The sequence below is a fragment of the Actinocorallia longicatena genome, assembly GCF_039534125.1.
GTDB classification, from domain to species: domain Bacteria; phylum Actinomycetota; class Actinomycetes; order Streptosporangiales; family Streptosporangiaceae; genus Actinocorallia; species Actinocorallia longicatena.
In genome coordinates this window covers 308100-321884 of record NZ_BAAAUV010000004.1, presented here as the reverse complement: position 1 = coordinate 321884, position 13785 = coordinate 308100, and the positions used below count along the sequence as shown (strand labels likewise).

At 73.1% G+C, this 13785-nt stretch carries 14 protein-coding genes; 4 read left to right on the top strand and 10 right to left on the bottom strand.

Features of this window, described 5'->3' with window-relative positions:
• Window positions 1-30: 30 nt before the first annotated feature.
• Entirely contained in the window at window positions 31-903 is an 873-nt protein-coding gene (locus ABD785_RS09815; RefSeq protein WP_344825031.1) for an alpha/beta fold hydrolase, read from the top strand.
• Here ABD785_RS09815 and ABD785_RS09810 read toward each other — a convergent pair.
• On the bottom strand, window positions 890-2596 hold the full coding sequence (locus ABD785_RS09810; protein ID WP_344825028.1) for an N-acyl-D-amino-acid deacylase family protein: 1707 nt from the start codon (window positions 2594-2596) through the stop codon (window positions 890-892). The genes ABD785_RS09815 and ABD785_RS09810 overlap by 14 nt on opposite strands.
• A 117-nt stretch (window positions 2597-2713) precedes the next feature.
• Between ABD785_RS09810 and ABD785_RS09805 the strand changes: the two genes are divergently transcribed.
• Complete coding sequence (locus ABD785_RS09805) at window positions 2714-3514, top strand: SDR family NAD(P)-dependent oxidoreductase (protein ID WP_344825025.1); 801 nt, start codon at window positions 2714-2716, stop codon at window positions 3512-3514.
• A gap of 27 nt (window positions 3515-3541) precedes the next feature.
• A complete protein-coding gene (locus ABD785_RS09800; RefSeq protein ID WP_344825022.1) occupies window positions 3542-3730 on the top strand; it encodes a ferredoxin in 189 nt (62 codons plus the stop codon).
• Between the two features lie 66 nt (window positions 3731-3796).
• Here ABD785_RS09800 and ABD785_RS09795 read toward each other — a convergent pair whose 3' ends face one another.
• The 6 genes from ABD785_RS09795 to ABD785_RS09770 are packed head-to-tail and all read right to left on the bottom strand — an operon-like array spanning window position 3797 to window position 9878.
• The gene (locus ABD785_RS09795) at window positions 3797-5005 is read right to left on the bottom strand and encodes an amidohydrolase family protein (protein WP_344825019.1); all 1209 of its coding nucleotides are present in this window, start codon (window positions 5003-5005) and stop codon (window positions 3797-3799) included.
• A gap of 38 nt (window positions 5006-5043) precedes the next feature.
• Window positions 5044-6078 (bottom strand): acyl-CoA dehydrogenase family protein, encoded by a 1035-nt coding sequence (locus ABD785_RS09790; protein ID WP_344825016.1) that lies wholly within the window; start codon window positions 6076-6078, stop codon window positions 5044-5046.
• Window positions 6078-7226 carry an acyl-CoA dehydrogenase family protein gene (locus tag ABD785_RS09785; RefSeq protein WP_344825013.1) on the bottom strand — a complete coding sequence of 383 codons (1149 nt, stop codon included), beginning with the start codon at window positions 7224-7226 and terminating at the stop codon, window positions 6078-6080. Before ABD785_RS09785 ends, ABD785_RS09790 begins: the two co-directional genes overlap by 1 nt.
• Window positions 7223-8005 (bottom strand): enoyl-CoA hydratase/isomerase family protein, encoded by a 783-nt coding sequence (locus ABD785_RS09780; RefSeq protein ID WP_344825010.1) that lies wholly within the window; start codon window positions 8003-8005, stop codon window positions 7223-7225. The genes ABD785_RS09785 and ABD785_RS09780 overlap by 4 nt, the downstream gene beginning before the upstream one ends.
• On the bottom strand, window positions 8002-8748 hold the full coding sequence (locus ABD785_RS09775) for an acyl-CoA dehydrogenase family protein (protein WP_344825007.1): 747 nt from the start codon (window positions 8746-8748) through the stop codon (window positions 8002-8004). The genes ABD785_RS09780 and ABD785_RS09775 overlap by 4 nt, the downstream gene beginning before the upstream one ends.
• Window positions 8745-9878: an acyl-CoA dehydrogenase family protein gene (locus tag ABD785_RS09770; protein WP_344825004.1), complete on the bottom strand. Its 1134-nt coding sequence runs from the start codon at window positions 9876-9878 to the stop codon at window positions 8745-8747. Before ABD785_RS09770 ends, ABD785_RS09775 begins: the two co-directional genes overlap by 4 nt.
• A 72-nt stretch (window positions 9879-9950) precedes the next feature.
• Here ABD785_RS09770 and ABD785_RS09765 point away from each other — a divergent pair, with 72 nt between their 5' ends.
• Complete coding sequence (locus tag ABD785_RS09765) at window positions 9951-10742, top strand: FadR/GntR family transcriptional regulator (RefSeq protein ID WP_344825001.1); 792 nt, start codon at window positions 9951-9953, stop codon at window positions 10740-10742.
• On the opposite strand, the gene ABD785_RS09760 is transcribed toward ABD785_RS09765, so the two are convergent.
• The 3 genes from ABD785_RS09760 to ABD785_RS09750 are packed head-to-tail and all read right to left on the bottom strand — an operon-like array spanning window position 10739 to window position 13783.
• On the bottom strand, window positions 10739-11494 hold the full coding sequence (locus ABD785_RS09760) for an SDR family NAD(P)-dependent oxidoreductase (RefSeq protein WP_344824998.1): 756 nt from the start codon (window positions 11492-11494) through the stop codon (window positions 10739-10741). The genes ABD785_RS09765 and ABD785_RS09760 overlap by 4 nt on opposite strands.
• Window positions 11487-12581, bottom strand: coding sequence for a Zn-dependent alcohol dehydrogenase (locus ABD785_RS09755; RefSeq protein WP_344824995.1), 1095 nt, complete (start codon window positions 12579-12581; stop codon window positions 11487-11489). The genes ABD785_RS09760 and ABD785_RS09755 overlap by 8 nt, the downstream gene beginning before the upstream one ends.
• Window positions 12578-13783 carry an amidohydrolase family protein gene (locus tag ABD785_RS09750; protein WP_344824992.1) on the bottom strand — a complete coding sequence of 402 codons (1206 nt, stop codon included), beginning with the start codon at window positions 13781-13783 and terminating at the stop codon, window positions 12578-12580. The genes ABD785_RS09755 and ABD785_RS09750 overlap by 4 nt, the downstream gene beginning before the upstream one ends.
• Window positions 13784-13785 lie beyond the last annotated feature (2 nt).

Sequence of the window (13785 nt, the reverse complement as noted above, 5' to 3'; positions counted from 1 at the left end):
AACATATGTTGGAGAGAGTAACTTCGGACCATGGCGACGGCAAGGGTGAACGGCCTCCGGGTCGGCTACGACGTGATCGGCGAGGGCAGGCCCTGGGTGCTGACCCCCGGAGGCCGCGAGGACCGGCGCACGCCCGGTCTGCGGGAGTGCGCCGAGGCGCTCGCCGCGCGGGGCAACCAGGTCGTGATCTGGGACCGCCCGAACACCGGCGAGTCCGACGTCTCCTTCGACGGCCCGACCGAGTCCGGCCTCCAGGCCGACACCCTGGCGGCGCTGCTCCGCCATCTCGGCACCGGCCCGGCAGTGATCGCGGGCGGCTCGGGCGGCTCGCGGGTCTCCCTCCTGACCGCCGCGCGCCACCCGGACACCGCGTCGGGTCTCGCCCTGTGGTGGATCAGCGGCGGCGTCTTCGGCCTTCTGTCGATCGGGCTGCACTACTGCGGGGCCTCGATCAGAGCGGCCTGGGAGGGCGGCATGAAGGCCGTCGCCGAGCTCCCGGAGTGGGCCGCGATCATCGCCCGGAACCCGGCCGCGGAGCAGCGGCTCCTCGAACAGGATCCGGCCGTTTTCATCGCCACGATGGAGCGCTGGCTGGCCGCCTACTGCCCGTCGGACGCCGCCCTCGTGCCCGGCCTCTCCGACACGGAGGCGCGTTCGCTCACCCTCCCCGCCCTGGTGTTCCGCAGCGGCGCGAGCGACATCCACCACCGCCGCGAGACCTCCGAGCGGATCGCGGCGGCCCTCCCGAACGCGACGCTCGCCGAGCCGCCGTGGGGGGACGGGGAGTGGCGCGAACGCCAGGCCGCCCGCACCTCCGGCGAGGCGCCCGGCCTGTTCGTCCGCTGGCCGCTCCTCGCCCCCGTCCTGCACGAGTGGGCGGACGGCGCCCTCAGCCCGGGGTGACCAGGCGTCCGGCTCGTTCATCGGTGAGCTCGTCATGGTCGACGAGGACGGCCCCGTTGACCAGCGTGTAGTCGTAGCCGCGCGCCCGCTGGGTGAAGCGGTGGGCGCCCAGCGGGAAGTCCGCGACCATCTCGGGGGTGTGCAGGTACAGGCCGTCGAGGTCCAGGACGTTGAGGTCGGCGTGGTACCCGGGGGCCACGACGCCCCGGCCGGTGATCCCCCACAGGTCCGCGGCGTCGGCCGTCAGTTTCCGCACGGCCGTGCCGACATCCAGGAGACCGCGCTCCCTGACCCAGTGCCGCAGGAGGAACGTGGAGTTCCCCGCGTCCATGGTGAGCGCGACATGGGCGCCGGCGTCGGCGACGCCGAGGACCACGTCCGGATTGGTGATCATCGCGGCCACGGCGTCCAGGTCCTGGTTGAGGACGGGGTAGTACAGGAGCCCGCCGCCGGCCGTCTCGCGCAGGTAGGCGATGAAGGCCGCGGGGGCGCTCAGCCCGCGCCGCTCGGCGAAGGCCGCGAGGCTGTTGTCAGGAGAGACGTCGTAGTCGGCCGAACCCGGCGGCAGCAGGTAGATCTTGGCCGGGTCCTTGGGCGCCAGCGGGCCCGACAGCTCGGAGGGCCGCTCGGCCTCCTCGGCGAGCCGGGCGCGCAGCGGCTCGTCCGCGAGGGCGGCGAGCCGGTCGGGGAACGGCAGTTCCATCAGAGCGGCCCAGGACGGGAGCGTGTCATAGGGGGTGCGGCTCACCAGCCCGTAGACGATGGCGCTGCCGCGCACCGCGGTCATCGGCCGCAGGTCGGCCCCGCGGGCGCGGGCGGCGGCGGTCTCCTCCATCACCCAGGACCACAGCCCGGGACGCCGGTCGCTCTGCATGATGGAGAAGGCGAGGGGACGTCCGGAGCCGCGGCTGACCTCCTCCATCCACGCCATCTCGCTGATGGAGTTGCGGCGCTCGGCGCCGTCGCGTTCGCCGATGCGCGGCACGACCTGGAAGGTGCCGCGACCGCGGGCGGCCATGGCCCCGGCGATGGCCGCCAGCTCGGCCGGCGCGGCATGGGTGCCGGGCACCGGACGGCCGTCGGGGACGGTGTGCATGAAGGTGCGCGAGGTGGAGAACCCGAGCGCGCCGCCGTCGAGCGCCTCGGTGACGAGCGCCGTCATGGCGGCGAGGTCGTCGTCGGTGGCGGGGGCCTCCTCCAGGCTCCGCTCCCCCATCACGTAGTAGCGCAGCGCGCAGTGGCCGATGAGCCCGCCCGCGTTGACGCCGAGCGGCAGGCCCCCGAGCGCCTTGAGGTAGTCGCCGTAGGTCTCCCACCCCCAGCCGAGCCCCGCCATGATCGTGTCGGCGGGGATGTCCTCGACCGACTCCATCATCGCGGCGAGGTACCCCTCCTGGCCCGGCCGGACCGGGGCGAAGGTGACGCCGCAGTTGCCCATCACGACCGTGGTGACGCCGTGGTGGCAGGAGGGGGTCGCGGCGGGGTCCCAGAAGAGCTGGGCGTCGAGATGGGTGTGGACGTCGATGAAGCCGGGGGTCACCAGGCGGCCGGCGGCGTCGAGCTCGCGCCGTCCGCGGGCCGGGACCTCGCCGACGGCGGTGATGCGGTCGCCGTCGATGGCGACGTCGGCCTTCCGCGGGGCCGCGCCCGTCCCGTCGGCCACCTCGCCGTGACGGATCACGATGTCATGCATGATCGGTTCCTCCGGATTTCGTCCTTAAAGAGCGGGCGTTCACTTACAATAGCCTCGGCCGCCTGCCAAGATAAGAGAGTAGGCACTCACTTTTATCTGGGGGTTCTCTTGGGATCCATGGACGGCCGGGTGGCGATCGTCACCGGAGCGAGCCGGGGCATCGGTCAGTGCATCGCCGAGAAGCTGGCGGCCGAGGGCGCGGCCGTGGCCCTGGTGGCCCGGACCGTCACGCCGGGCTCCTCCGCCCTGCCCGGTTCGATGGAAGAGGTGATCGCCCGGATCCGCGCGCACGGCGGCGAAGCCGTGGCGATCGCGGCCGACCTCACCGACTCCGAGCAGGTCGAGACGGTCATCACCCGCGCGGAGGAGGCGCTCGGACCGGTCGACACGCTGGTCAACAACGCGGGCGTGAACTTCTACGGCCCCGCGCTCGACATCCGCCCGCGCCGCTACGGGCTGATGTTCCAGATGATGGTGCACGCCCCGTTCCGGCTCTGCCAGCTCGCGGTGCCGGGAATGGTCGAGCGCGGCCGGGGCTGGATCGTCAACATCACCTCCAAGCAGGCCCGCCATCCGCTGGGCCCGCCCTATCCCGACTGGGCGTCCGACGGCTGCGTACCCTACGGGATGTGCAAGTCCGCGCTCGACCGGCTCACGACCGGGCTGGCCGCCGAGGTCCACGGCACGGGCGTCCATGTCAACGCCCTCGGCACGGCGGGCCTGGTCATGACACCCGGCGTGGCCGTGGTCTCCCCGCACACTCCCGACAACACCCCCGTCGAGGACGACTCGGCGATGGCCGACGCCGCGCTCGTTCTGTGCGGGCCCGACCCGGGGACGGGCCGGATCGTCTACAGCATGGAGCTGCTGGGGCGCCCCTTCCCCGACGGCCCCTGGGCCCTGTCGGCCACCTTCTAGAACCCGCGACCCCGAGGAGGACGTCTCATGAAGGCCACCGTGGATCCCGGACGCTGCCAAGGGCACGCCCGCTGCTGGGACATCTCGCCCGAGGTGTTCGACCTCGACGAGGAGGGGCACGGCACCGTCCTGGTGGCGGAGGTCCCCGCCGAGCACGAGGAGGCGGCGCTCAGGGCCGCCCAGAACTGCCCCGAACGCGCCATCACCGTCGCCTGACCGGCGACCGGCACCACGAAGGCCCGCCGTCCCCGCTTCCTGCGGGGCGGCGGGCCTTCGGCTCGCTCAGGACGTCGCGATGGTGGCCGGGTCGGCCGGGGTGAAGTCGTACACCCGGGCGGCGTTACCGACGGTCAGCTTGTGCTGCACGTCCTCGGGCAGGTGCCCGAGCCACTTGTTGGCCATCTGGATGGTGTCGGGCCAGGTGGAGTCGGAGTGCGGGTAGTCGCACTCCAGCATGACGTTGTCCACGCCGATCGTGTCGAGGAGGGCCAGGCCCGCGTTGTCCTCGATGAACGTCCCGAAGACGTGGTCGGCGAAGAGCTGACGGATGTCGGTGTCGAGGTCGAAGCCCGCCGCGCCCTTCTCCTCCCCGCGCTCGTGGGTGGCGTTCATGCTGATGTCGAAGCGGGACGCCCAGAACTTCTGCTTGTCGACGACCTGCTCGGCCCGCTCCAGGAAGTAGGGGATCCAGCCGATCGATCCCTCGGACAGGGCGATCTTCAGCTGCGGGTAGCGGGCGAAGTTGCCGCTGAACAGCCAGTCGAGCAGGGTCCCCGCCTGGTTGGCCGCGGCCGAGTAGGCCATGAAGGCCAGCGTCGGCATGTCCTCGGACGTGCGGATGAGGTTGGAGGAGGACCCGACGTGCATCGACACGACCAGGCCCGTCTCGTCGCAGGCCCGCCAGACCGGATCCCAGTGACCGGTGTGGATCGACGGCAGCCCGAGCTTGGTCGGGTTCTCCGAGAAGGCGATCGACTTGGCGCCGCGGCCGGCGGTCCGCTCGATCTCGGCGGCGGCCGCCACCGGGTCCCAGAGCGGGATGATCATCATGGGGATGAACCGGCCGGGGTAGGCGTCGGCGAACTCCTCCAGGATGAAGTCGTTCCAGGCCTGCACGCACAGCAGTGCGAGCTCCTTGTCCTTGGCCTCGTGGAAGACCTGCCCGCAGTAGCGGGGGAAGCTCGGGAACAGCATGGACGACAGGACGTGGCCCTGGTCCATGTCGGCGACGCGGGCGGCCGGGTCGTAGCAGCCCGGCCGCATCTCGTCGTAGGTGATGGGCTCGGGTGAGAACTCCTCGCGCTTCTTGCCCGCCACGGCGTTGAGGCCGATGGTGGCGATCTGGCGGTCCTCGTACGCCCAGAACTCCGCGTCACCGTCCCGGACGATCCGGGGGCCGATGTCGCGCCAGCGTTCGGGCAACCGCTCCCGCCACAGCCGGGACGGTTCGATGAGGTGGTCGTCGACCGAGATGAACCAGCTGAACGCCATGGAATCTCCTAAGAAAGCGAACGCTCACATACAAGTTATCATCGGGGGTAGCGCAAGGCCAGACGCGCGCGGTGGTCGGCGGGCGATCCGAACAGGGAGCGGTCGAGCATCGCCCGCTTCAGATGGACGTGGACGCCGCTCTCCCACGTGTAGCCCATGCCTCCGTGCAGCTGCATCGCCGTGCCCGCGACCTCGACCGCTCCCTCGCAGGCGTGGGCCTTGGCCATCGCCACGGCGACCGGGGCTCCGGGATCGTCCTCGGCGATCGCCGTGACGGCGGCGCCGACCAGCCGCCGCGTCACCGAGACCCGGACGAGCATGTCGGCGCAGGCGTGCTTGACGGCCTGGAAGGAGCCGACCGGCCGCCCGAACTGCTCACGGGTCCCGACATAGGCGACCGTCGCCTCCAGCATCGCCTCGCTGAGGCCGAGGGCGTCGCAGGCCAGTGCCGCGGCCGCCCGGTCGGACAGGCGCCGCAGCCCGTCCAGGGGGTCTCCCGCGAACCGCAGGACCCTTCCCTCCGCCCCCTCCGCGGTGACCACCGCGAGGCTCCGCGTCTCGTCCAGCACCGGCTGCCCGGTGATCTCGAGCCCGGCCGCGGCTCCGCCGAGCACCACGACCACGGGGACTCCGTCGGCGTCGAGTGCGGGCACCAGCAGACGGTCCGCCTCCACCGCGTCGAAGACGAACTCCGCCCGGCCGATCACTTGCCCCGCCGCCACCGCGAAGGGCGGTGCGGCGGACGCGGCGTCGCCGGGCAGGGCCACGGCGGGGCGGAGCGCGCCGGAGGCGGTCGCGGCGAGCAGCCGGTCGCGCTCCTCCCCCGGTTCCAGCAGGGAGAGGAGCCCGGTGGCCAGGACGGTCCCGAGACAGGGGGTCCCGGCGGCGGCGCGGCCCAGTTCGGTGAGGACCACGGCCGTCTCCGCGAACGTGGCACCGGCGCCGTCAAGATCGGCGGGAACCTCGAGTCCCGTCCATCCGGCGGCGACGAGCGCGGGCCAGGTGACGGGCGGCTTGCGCCCGAGCAGGTCACGGGCGATCTCGCGCAGCTCGTCGTGCAGTTCGGTGAGCATCAGGCCCCCCTCGGCAGGCCGAGCCCGCGTTCGCCGATGATGGTCCGCTGGATCTCGCTGCTTCCGCCCGGGATCGTCCACTCCCACGAGCCGATGAAGTCGAGCGCCCAGGCGCCCGACTCCCAGCTGCTCGACAGCGGCCGGTGGAGCTCGGTCAGGGCGGCGGGGCCCGCGACCTCGGCGCCGAAGTCCGTCATGCGCTGGAGCAGCTCGCTGTAGTAGAGCTTCACGATCGAGGCGTCGGCCGGGCCCGGATCCTCGGCCGCGACCAGGTCCGCGCAGAGCAGCCGCAGCCCGGCGATCTCGGTCTCGAAACCGGCGAGCCGGTCGGCGATCCGCGCGTCGGTGACCGGGGAGCACAGATCCACGAGCCGCCGGAATCCGCTGTGGCCGAGACGCTCGGCCAGCTCCAGCATGGTCATGCCGCGTTCGGTCCCCAACGTCGACTGGGCGACCCGCCAGCCGTCGTTCTCGGCGCCGACGAGGTTGGCGACCGGGACGGCGACGTCGTCGAGGAAGATCTCACAGAAGTGGGACTCGCCCTGCGCCTGCCGGATCGGCCGGATCTCGACGCCGGGGCTGCGCAGGTCCAGCAGAAGGTAGGAGATGCCGCGGCGCTTGGGGGCCTCGGGGTCGGTGCGGGCCAGCAGCAGGCACCAGTCGGCCTGGGCCGCGCCGCTCGCCCAGAGCTTCTGCCCGTTGACGATGTAGGAGCCGCCGCTCCTGCGGGCCGTCGTGGAGAGGGCGGCGAGGTCCGATCCGGCACCGGGCTCGGAGAAGCCCTGCGCCCAGATCTCGCCGTCGAGGATCGCGGGCAGATGGCGGCGGCGCTGCTCGTCCGTGCCGGCGACCAGCAGGGTGGAGGCCGCGTGGTGGATGCCGACGAACGCCAGGACCAGGCGCGGGGCGTCCGCGGCGGCGAGCTCCTGGTAGAGCACGGTCTGCTCGGCGACGGAGAGCCCGCCGCCCCACGCGGCCGGCCAGTGCGGCACCGCGAACCCGGCCTCGCGCAGCTCCTGGAACCACGCGCGCTGGAAGGCGGCGAACTCCTCCTCCGAGGCGCCGGTCTGGGCCCGCCGCCAGTCCGCCGGGACGTGCTCGGCGCACCAGGCGCGGACGCTCTCACGGAATCCGGCGAGCTCGCTCACTTCCGGGCCTTGCCGGCGAAGGCGAGAAGGCGTTCGCGGTGTTCGGGGGAGCGCATCGTGGCGGCCTCGGCGGCGAATCCGGTCTGGAGGGCGCCGCTCAGCGCCTGGGAGAGGTACATGTTGGCGACGCGCTTGGTGCCGCGCAGCGCCTCGGCGGGCTGGGCGGCCAGCCGGTGGGCGAGGCGGCGGGCCTCGGGGAGCAACTCGTCCGGGGCGGTCGTCCGGGAGGCCAGTCCCAGCTCGACGGCGGTGGCCGCGGGGATGCGGTCGCCGGTGTAGAGGTACTCGCGCGAGCGCAGGATCGGGGTGAGCAGCGGCCAGAACGCCGCTCCGCCGTCGCCCGCCACCAGGCCGACGGTGACGTGCGGATCGGCCAGGTGGGCGGTCTCGGAGATCAGCACGATGTCGCTGAGCACCGCGACGCTGCAGCCGAGGCCGACGGCCGGGCCGTTGACCGCGGCGATGACCGGCAGCGGGAAGCGCAGCATCTCCTCGATGATCTCGGCGCCCTCACGCAGGCTCTCGTCCCTGGCGACCGGGTCGTCGAGGAACGAGGTGATCCAGTCCAGGTCGCCGCCCGCGCTGAACGCCCGCCCGGCCCCTGTGATGATCACCACCCGGGCGTCCAGGTCGCGGGCCAGGCACCGCCAGACCTGTGCGAGCCCCCGGTGCAGCGCCCGGTCGACGGCGTTCAGCTCGGCGGGCCGGTCCAGCACGACCGTGCGGACCGGGCCGTCGCACTCCACGCGCAGCCCCTTGGGCAGATGGTCGTACCTCACACGTTCTCCTCTGAGTACAGGCCGGTCAGACCCCGGCCGTCGATGCGGCGGGCCAGCAGGTCGCGGGTGGCCGACGGCCCGAACGGGCGCCTCCGCAGGTCCTGGCTGCGGCGGGACAGCCACGACAGCGGGGCCTCGTCACAGAAGCCGAGCGCGCCGTGCAGCACGTGGGCCGTCCGGAAGACCGTCTCGGCGGCCTCCAGGGCGGCGAGCCGGAGGGCGAGGGCGTCGTCGACGGCCTCGGGACGGCCGGAACCGGCGCTCCACAGGGCGTAGGCCGCCAGCATCTCGACGCCGACGCGCTCGACCTCGGCGTCACTGAGCTGGAACCGGACGCCCTGCTGCTCGGCCAGCGGACGGCCGAACTGCCTGCGGACGAGCACGTGCTCCCGGGTCAGGTCGATAGCGCGGTCGAGCATCCCGAGCAGGGTCCAGCACTGGAGCGTCAGGACCAGGGCGACGTCGCGGGGATCGGCCGTCCCGCCCGGCTCCAGATGGGCCTGGGTGACCGGCCCGCCGAGGGGCAGCAGCCGGTCGGCGACCGGGTGGTCGACCGCGCGGTATCCGGCCGAGCGGCAGAGCGCCGCGGCCGCCTCCAGGTCGTCGGCGTCGCCGCGCGGATCGAGGTCCCACGCGCCGAGTTCGCCGAGGACCGCGACGGCCCGGTCCTCCCCGGCCGCCGCCAGGGCCCTGCTCGCCTGGCCGCCGTAGTCGGCGGCCTCCTTGCTCAGCTCGGTGTTCATGAGACCGCCAGAAGTTCGCGGGCCAGCAGGACGCGCTGGATGTCGATGCTCCCCGACGCGACGGTCGCGGCGTGGGAGTAGCGGAAGTGGTCCTCGACCTCCTCCTGGAAGCGGGTGCCGCCGCCGAGCGCGGCCAGGTCCATGAGGACCTCGGCGCTCTCCTGGTCGAGGCGGGTGACCGCGATCCGGTAGGCGGCGGCGTCGCCGGGGCGGACCGTGCCGGCGTCCTGGAGGGCGATGACGCGGTAGGCGAGCAGCCGGGCGCGGCGGCAGTGGGTCAGCGCCCTGGTCCAGCGCACGCGCAGCTCGTCCGGGGCCTCGGCCCAGGCGTCTCCGAGCGCTGCGGGCGCGTCGTGGAGGAGGCGCTCGCAGCGGGCGTACCTGGCGATGCCGACCCGCTCGAAGGAGAGCACCTCCTGGACGACCCGCCAGCCCTCGCCCTCCGTGCCGAGGACGGCGTCCGCGCCGACCCTGACGTCGCTGAGGAAGACCTCGTTCAGATGGTGCGGCCCCATCAGGCAGCCGATCGGGCGGACCTCGACGCCCGGCGCGTCCATCGGCACCAGGAAAACGGTCAGGCCGTCCTGCCTGCGGTCGGCCTTGGTGGTGCGGGCCAGCAGGAAGCACCACTGCGCCATCGTGGCGTAGGACGTCCAGACCTTCTGGCCCGAGATCACCCAGCCGTCGCCGTCACGCCTGGCGGAGGTCCGCAGGGACGCGAGGTCGGAGCCCGCGTCCGGTTCGCTGAAGCCCTGGCACCAGATCACCTCGCCGCGCGCGATCGGCGGCAGATGGCGTTCCCGCTGCCCGGCCGTGCCGTGCCGCATGATCGTCGGCCCGACCCAGTTGACGCCCATGTACTGGGCCCCGCGCGGCTCGTGGTGCGCCCACATCTCCTCGCGGACGACGGTCTGCTCCCATGCCGACGCCCCTCGCCCGCCGTACTCGGGCGGCCAGGCCAGGCAGAGAAGACCCCGCTCCGCGAGGATCCCGCAGAACCGCTGGGCGGTCGCCAGGTCGGCCGGATCGTCGGTGAACGCACCGAGGAAACCGGGAGGGAGGTGCTCGTCGATCAGCGCGCGCAGCTCACCGCGGAGCCCCGCGGCGTCCTGCCCCATCGAGAAGTCCATGAGGGGAACGTAGGCAATCATTATAATGATTGCAATACTTGTGCCAGATCCTGCGGTCACTAGAATCCAGGGGTGAGCCGAGTCCCGCAGCGCCGCATCGCCGAGACCGTCGCCGCCGAGCTGCGCGCCCGCATCCTGGCGGGCGACGACGGCTTCCGGCTGCCGGCCCAGGAGCAGCTCGTACAGGAGTTCGGGGTCAGCCATCCCTCGGTGCGCGAGGCGCTGCGGATCCTCGAGACCGAGGGGCTGGTGACCGTCCGGCGGGGCAGCGTCGGCGGGGCCGAGGTGCACCGGCCCGACGGGGCTTCGGCCGCCTACCATCTCGGCCTGGCCTTGCAGGGCGGCCGGGTCACGCTGCGTGATCTCGCCGAGGGGCTCCAGCTTCTGGAACCGCTGTGCGCGGCCGAGTGCGCCCGCCGTCCCGACCGGGCGGAGGCGGTCGTCCCCGCGCTGGAGGCGAGCGTCGAGGCCTCGGCCGGGCTGCTCGACGACGGCGTGGCCTTCACCCGCGCGGCCCGTGAGTTCCACGACCTGCTCGTCGCCCTCACCCCGAACGCGACCGTCCGGTACGTGGTGAGCGGGCTGGTCGCGCTCTGGTCGGCACAGGAGGAGGCCTGGGCGGAGGTGCGCACGGGACTGGGCGAGTACCCCTCCCGGGCCCAGGCCGAGGACGCGCTCCGCGCCCACCGGCGGCTCGCCGGGCTCGTCGCGGCGGGGCGTGCCGACGACGCCGAACGCACGGCCCGCGCCCATCTGGTCGCCACCCAGCGCCTCGTCCTCGACCGCTTCGACGGCGGCATCGTCAACGCCTCCTCCGCCGGATCCCGGCAGGCGATGCAGTCCGCCCTCGGCACCCGTATCTAGCGGGCCGTCCAGCCGCCGTCGATGACGATCGTCTGGCCCGTGACGTAGCGGCCCGCGTCGCTCGCGAGCCACAGGACGGCGCCCACCTGGTCCTGCGGGGTGCCGTCGCCGGGCAGCGGGATGTTCCGGCGCAGCCAGGAGTGGGAGCGCTCGTCGTCGTACAGCCCGTCGGTGATCTCGCTGCGGAAGAAGCCGGGCGCTACCGTGTTGACGCGGATCGCGTGCGCCGCCCACTGGACGGCCAGCTCCCTGGTCAGCCCGGACAGCCCCAGCTTGCTCGCGGCGTAGGAGGCCTGTGGGATGCCCGGCACCCCCACGTGGCCGCTGATCGACGACACGTTGACGATCGAGCCCCGCCCGGCCGCGACCATGTGCGGGTACACGGCCTGCGCCAGCCGGAACGGCGCGACGAGGTTGAGGTCGAGGGTGCGGCGGACGTCCTCGAGCGGCTCCCGCTCGGCCGGGACGCTGCTGAAGATCATCCCGGCGGCGTTGACGAGGATCTCCGGCCCGCCCAGCTCGTCCGCGACCCGGGAGACGACCCCGCCGAGCCGGTCGAGGTCGAGCAGGTCGCAGCCGACGGCCAGCCCGCCGATCTGCTCGGCGAGCTTCTCCAGCCGGTCCACCCGCCGCGCCGTCACGGCCACCCGGGCGCCCGCGGCGGCCAGCCCGCGGGCGATCGCCTCCCCGAGCCCCGAGGAGGCCCCGGTGACCAGCGCCACCCGCCCGTCGAGGCGGAACATCTCATCCATCGGCGGTCCCCGGGGTGATCACGGTGCGGACGCCCTCGGCCCTGGCCGCGAGGTCGAGGCCGTGGACGATCTCGTCGAGCGTGATCCGGGTGGAGACGAGCGAGGCCAGGTCGAGACGGCCGGACTCGGCGAGGCGGATGTAGCGGGGGAAGTCGCGCAGGATCTGGGCGCCGCCGAGGACCGACCCGGCCAGGCGCTTGCCCGAGAACACCGCCTGCATGGCGGGCAGGCTCAGGGTGGAGCCGACCGGGGGCATGCCGACGAGCGTCACGGTGCCGTGCGAGCGCGCCATGTCGAACGCCTGGACCATGAGCTCGGGGCGGCCGACCGCCTCGAAGGTGTAGTCGGCGCCGCGTCCGCCGGTCAGTTCCCTGATCCGCGCCACCGGGTCCCCGTCACCGGGGTCCACCGCGTGGGTGGCGCCCGATCGCAGGCTCGCCTCGCGGCGTCCCGGCGACGGGTCGACGGCGATGACGACCGCGGCCCCGGCGATCCCCGCGCCCTGGATCACCGACTGCCCGACCCCGCCGCAGCCGATCACCGCGACGGACGACCCGGGCGTGACGGCGGCCGTGTTGAGCACGGCGCCGAGCCCGGTCGTGACACCGCAGCCGAGCAGGGCGAGCTGCTCGTCGGGCAGATCGGTCTCGACGGGGACCAGCGAGGCCTCGTGAACGACCATCGCCTCGGCGAAGGTCCCGCAGCCGCAGACCGCGGCGGCGCTCCGGCCGTCCGGCAGGGCGAACCGGGGCTCGGCCTTGACCGCGGCGTTCAGCGCGCACTGGTTCGACATGCCGTTGAGGCACGACCAGCACAGCCCGCAGGCGGGCGCGACGGACGCCAGGACCCGGTCGCCCGGTTTCACCCGGCGCACCTCGGATCCGGTCTCCTCCACGATGCCGCAGCCCTCGTGCCCGAGGGCGATCGGCAGTCCCAGCGCCGACCGGCCCTCCAGCACGTTGAGGTCGGTGTGGCAGATCCCGCTGGCGCTGATCCGCACGAGGACGTCGCTCGGGCCGATCGCGGGCACCGGCAGGTCCTCGAGGACGGGCGGCTTGCCCGCCTCGTAGGCGATCGCGACCCTCATCCCGGCACCGGCGCGAGGTCGGGCAGGCCGAGGAGGCCCGCGGTGTTGCCGCGCAGGACCTTGCGGCGCACCCCGGCGTCGCAGTCGTCGAGGCGGGTGACGTAATCGCGGGGTTCGCGCAGCCCCTCGGGGTGGGGGTAGTCCGAGCCGAACAGCACGTGCTCCGCCCCGATCGCGCCGATCAGGTCGTCCACGTCGTCCTCGGGGAAGGGGCAGACCCACAGGTGCTCGGCGAGGCTCTCGCTGGGGCGCGCCGGGAGCGCCCCGCCGATCATCGGCCCCTTGCGGCCCAGCGCCGCGGCCTTGTCGACGGTCTTGAACAGCTGCTTCAGCCAGGCCGAGCCGTTCTCGATCGACAGGATCCGCACCTTGGGGTGGCGGCCGAACAGGTTGTGCAGGGTGAGCGCGGTCAGGGTGTCGACGAGCGGCCGCTCGGTGTTGCACAGCGCCCACTGGAGCGGCGACTGCCGGTGCGAGGGGTTGGCCGGGTGCTCCGACCAGAGTTTGCCGTAGAAGTGCTGGTAGCCGCTGTTGGAGACGTGGAAGACCACGGGCACTCCGGCCTGGGCGACGGTGTCCCAGAACGGGTCGAACAGCGGGTCCGCGGGAGAGCGCCCGCCGGTCGGCCCCGGGCACAGATGGACGAGCCGCGCCCCCTCGCCGAGCACCCGGTGGAGCTCGATCATCGCGTGCTCGGGGTCGAGGAGCGAGAGCATCGGCACGGCGAACAGCCGGCCGTCGGCGCCGTAGCCCCAGTCCTCCTCCAGCCACCGGTTGAACGCCCGCAGGCTGGCGTAGGTCAGCTCGACGTCGTGGCGCATGTCGTTCTCGACAGCGACGCCCAGCGTCGGGAGCATGATCGAGGCCTCGACGCCCTGCTCGTCCATCAGCTCCAGCCGGGCCCCGCGCTCCATGAAGGCCGGGAAGTCCCTGGCGTTGATCACCTCCCGGTGGGTGAAGCCGTCGGCCACTCCCCCGGCGAACAGCCCCTCCAGCGCGCCGGGGGCCGAGGCGTAGTCGCCCGGCATGACGCTCATGAAGGTGCGGCTGTCGCCGAGGAAGATCCGGCCGAGGCCGTCGCCCCGGCGGTCGACGCGCAGGGTCCTGTCCCGGAACCGCGCCTCGATGTGCCGGGTGAAGCAGTCGTCGGGTTCGTAGTAGTGCGCGTCCGCGTCGACCAGACGATAAGTAAGTGAGTGCATAG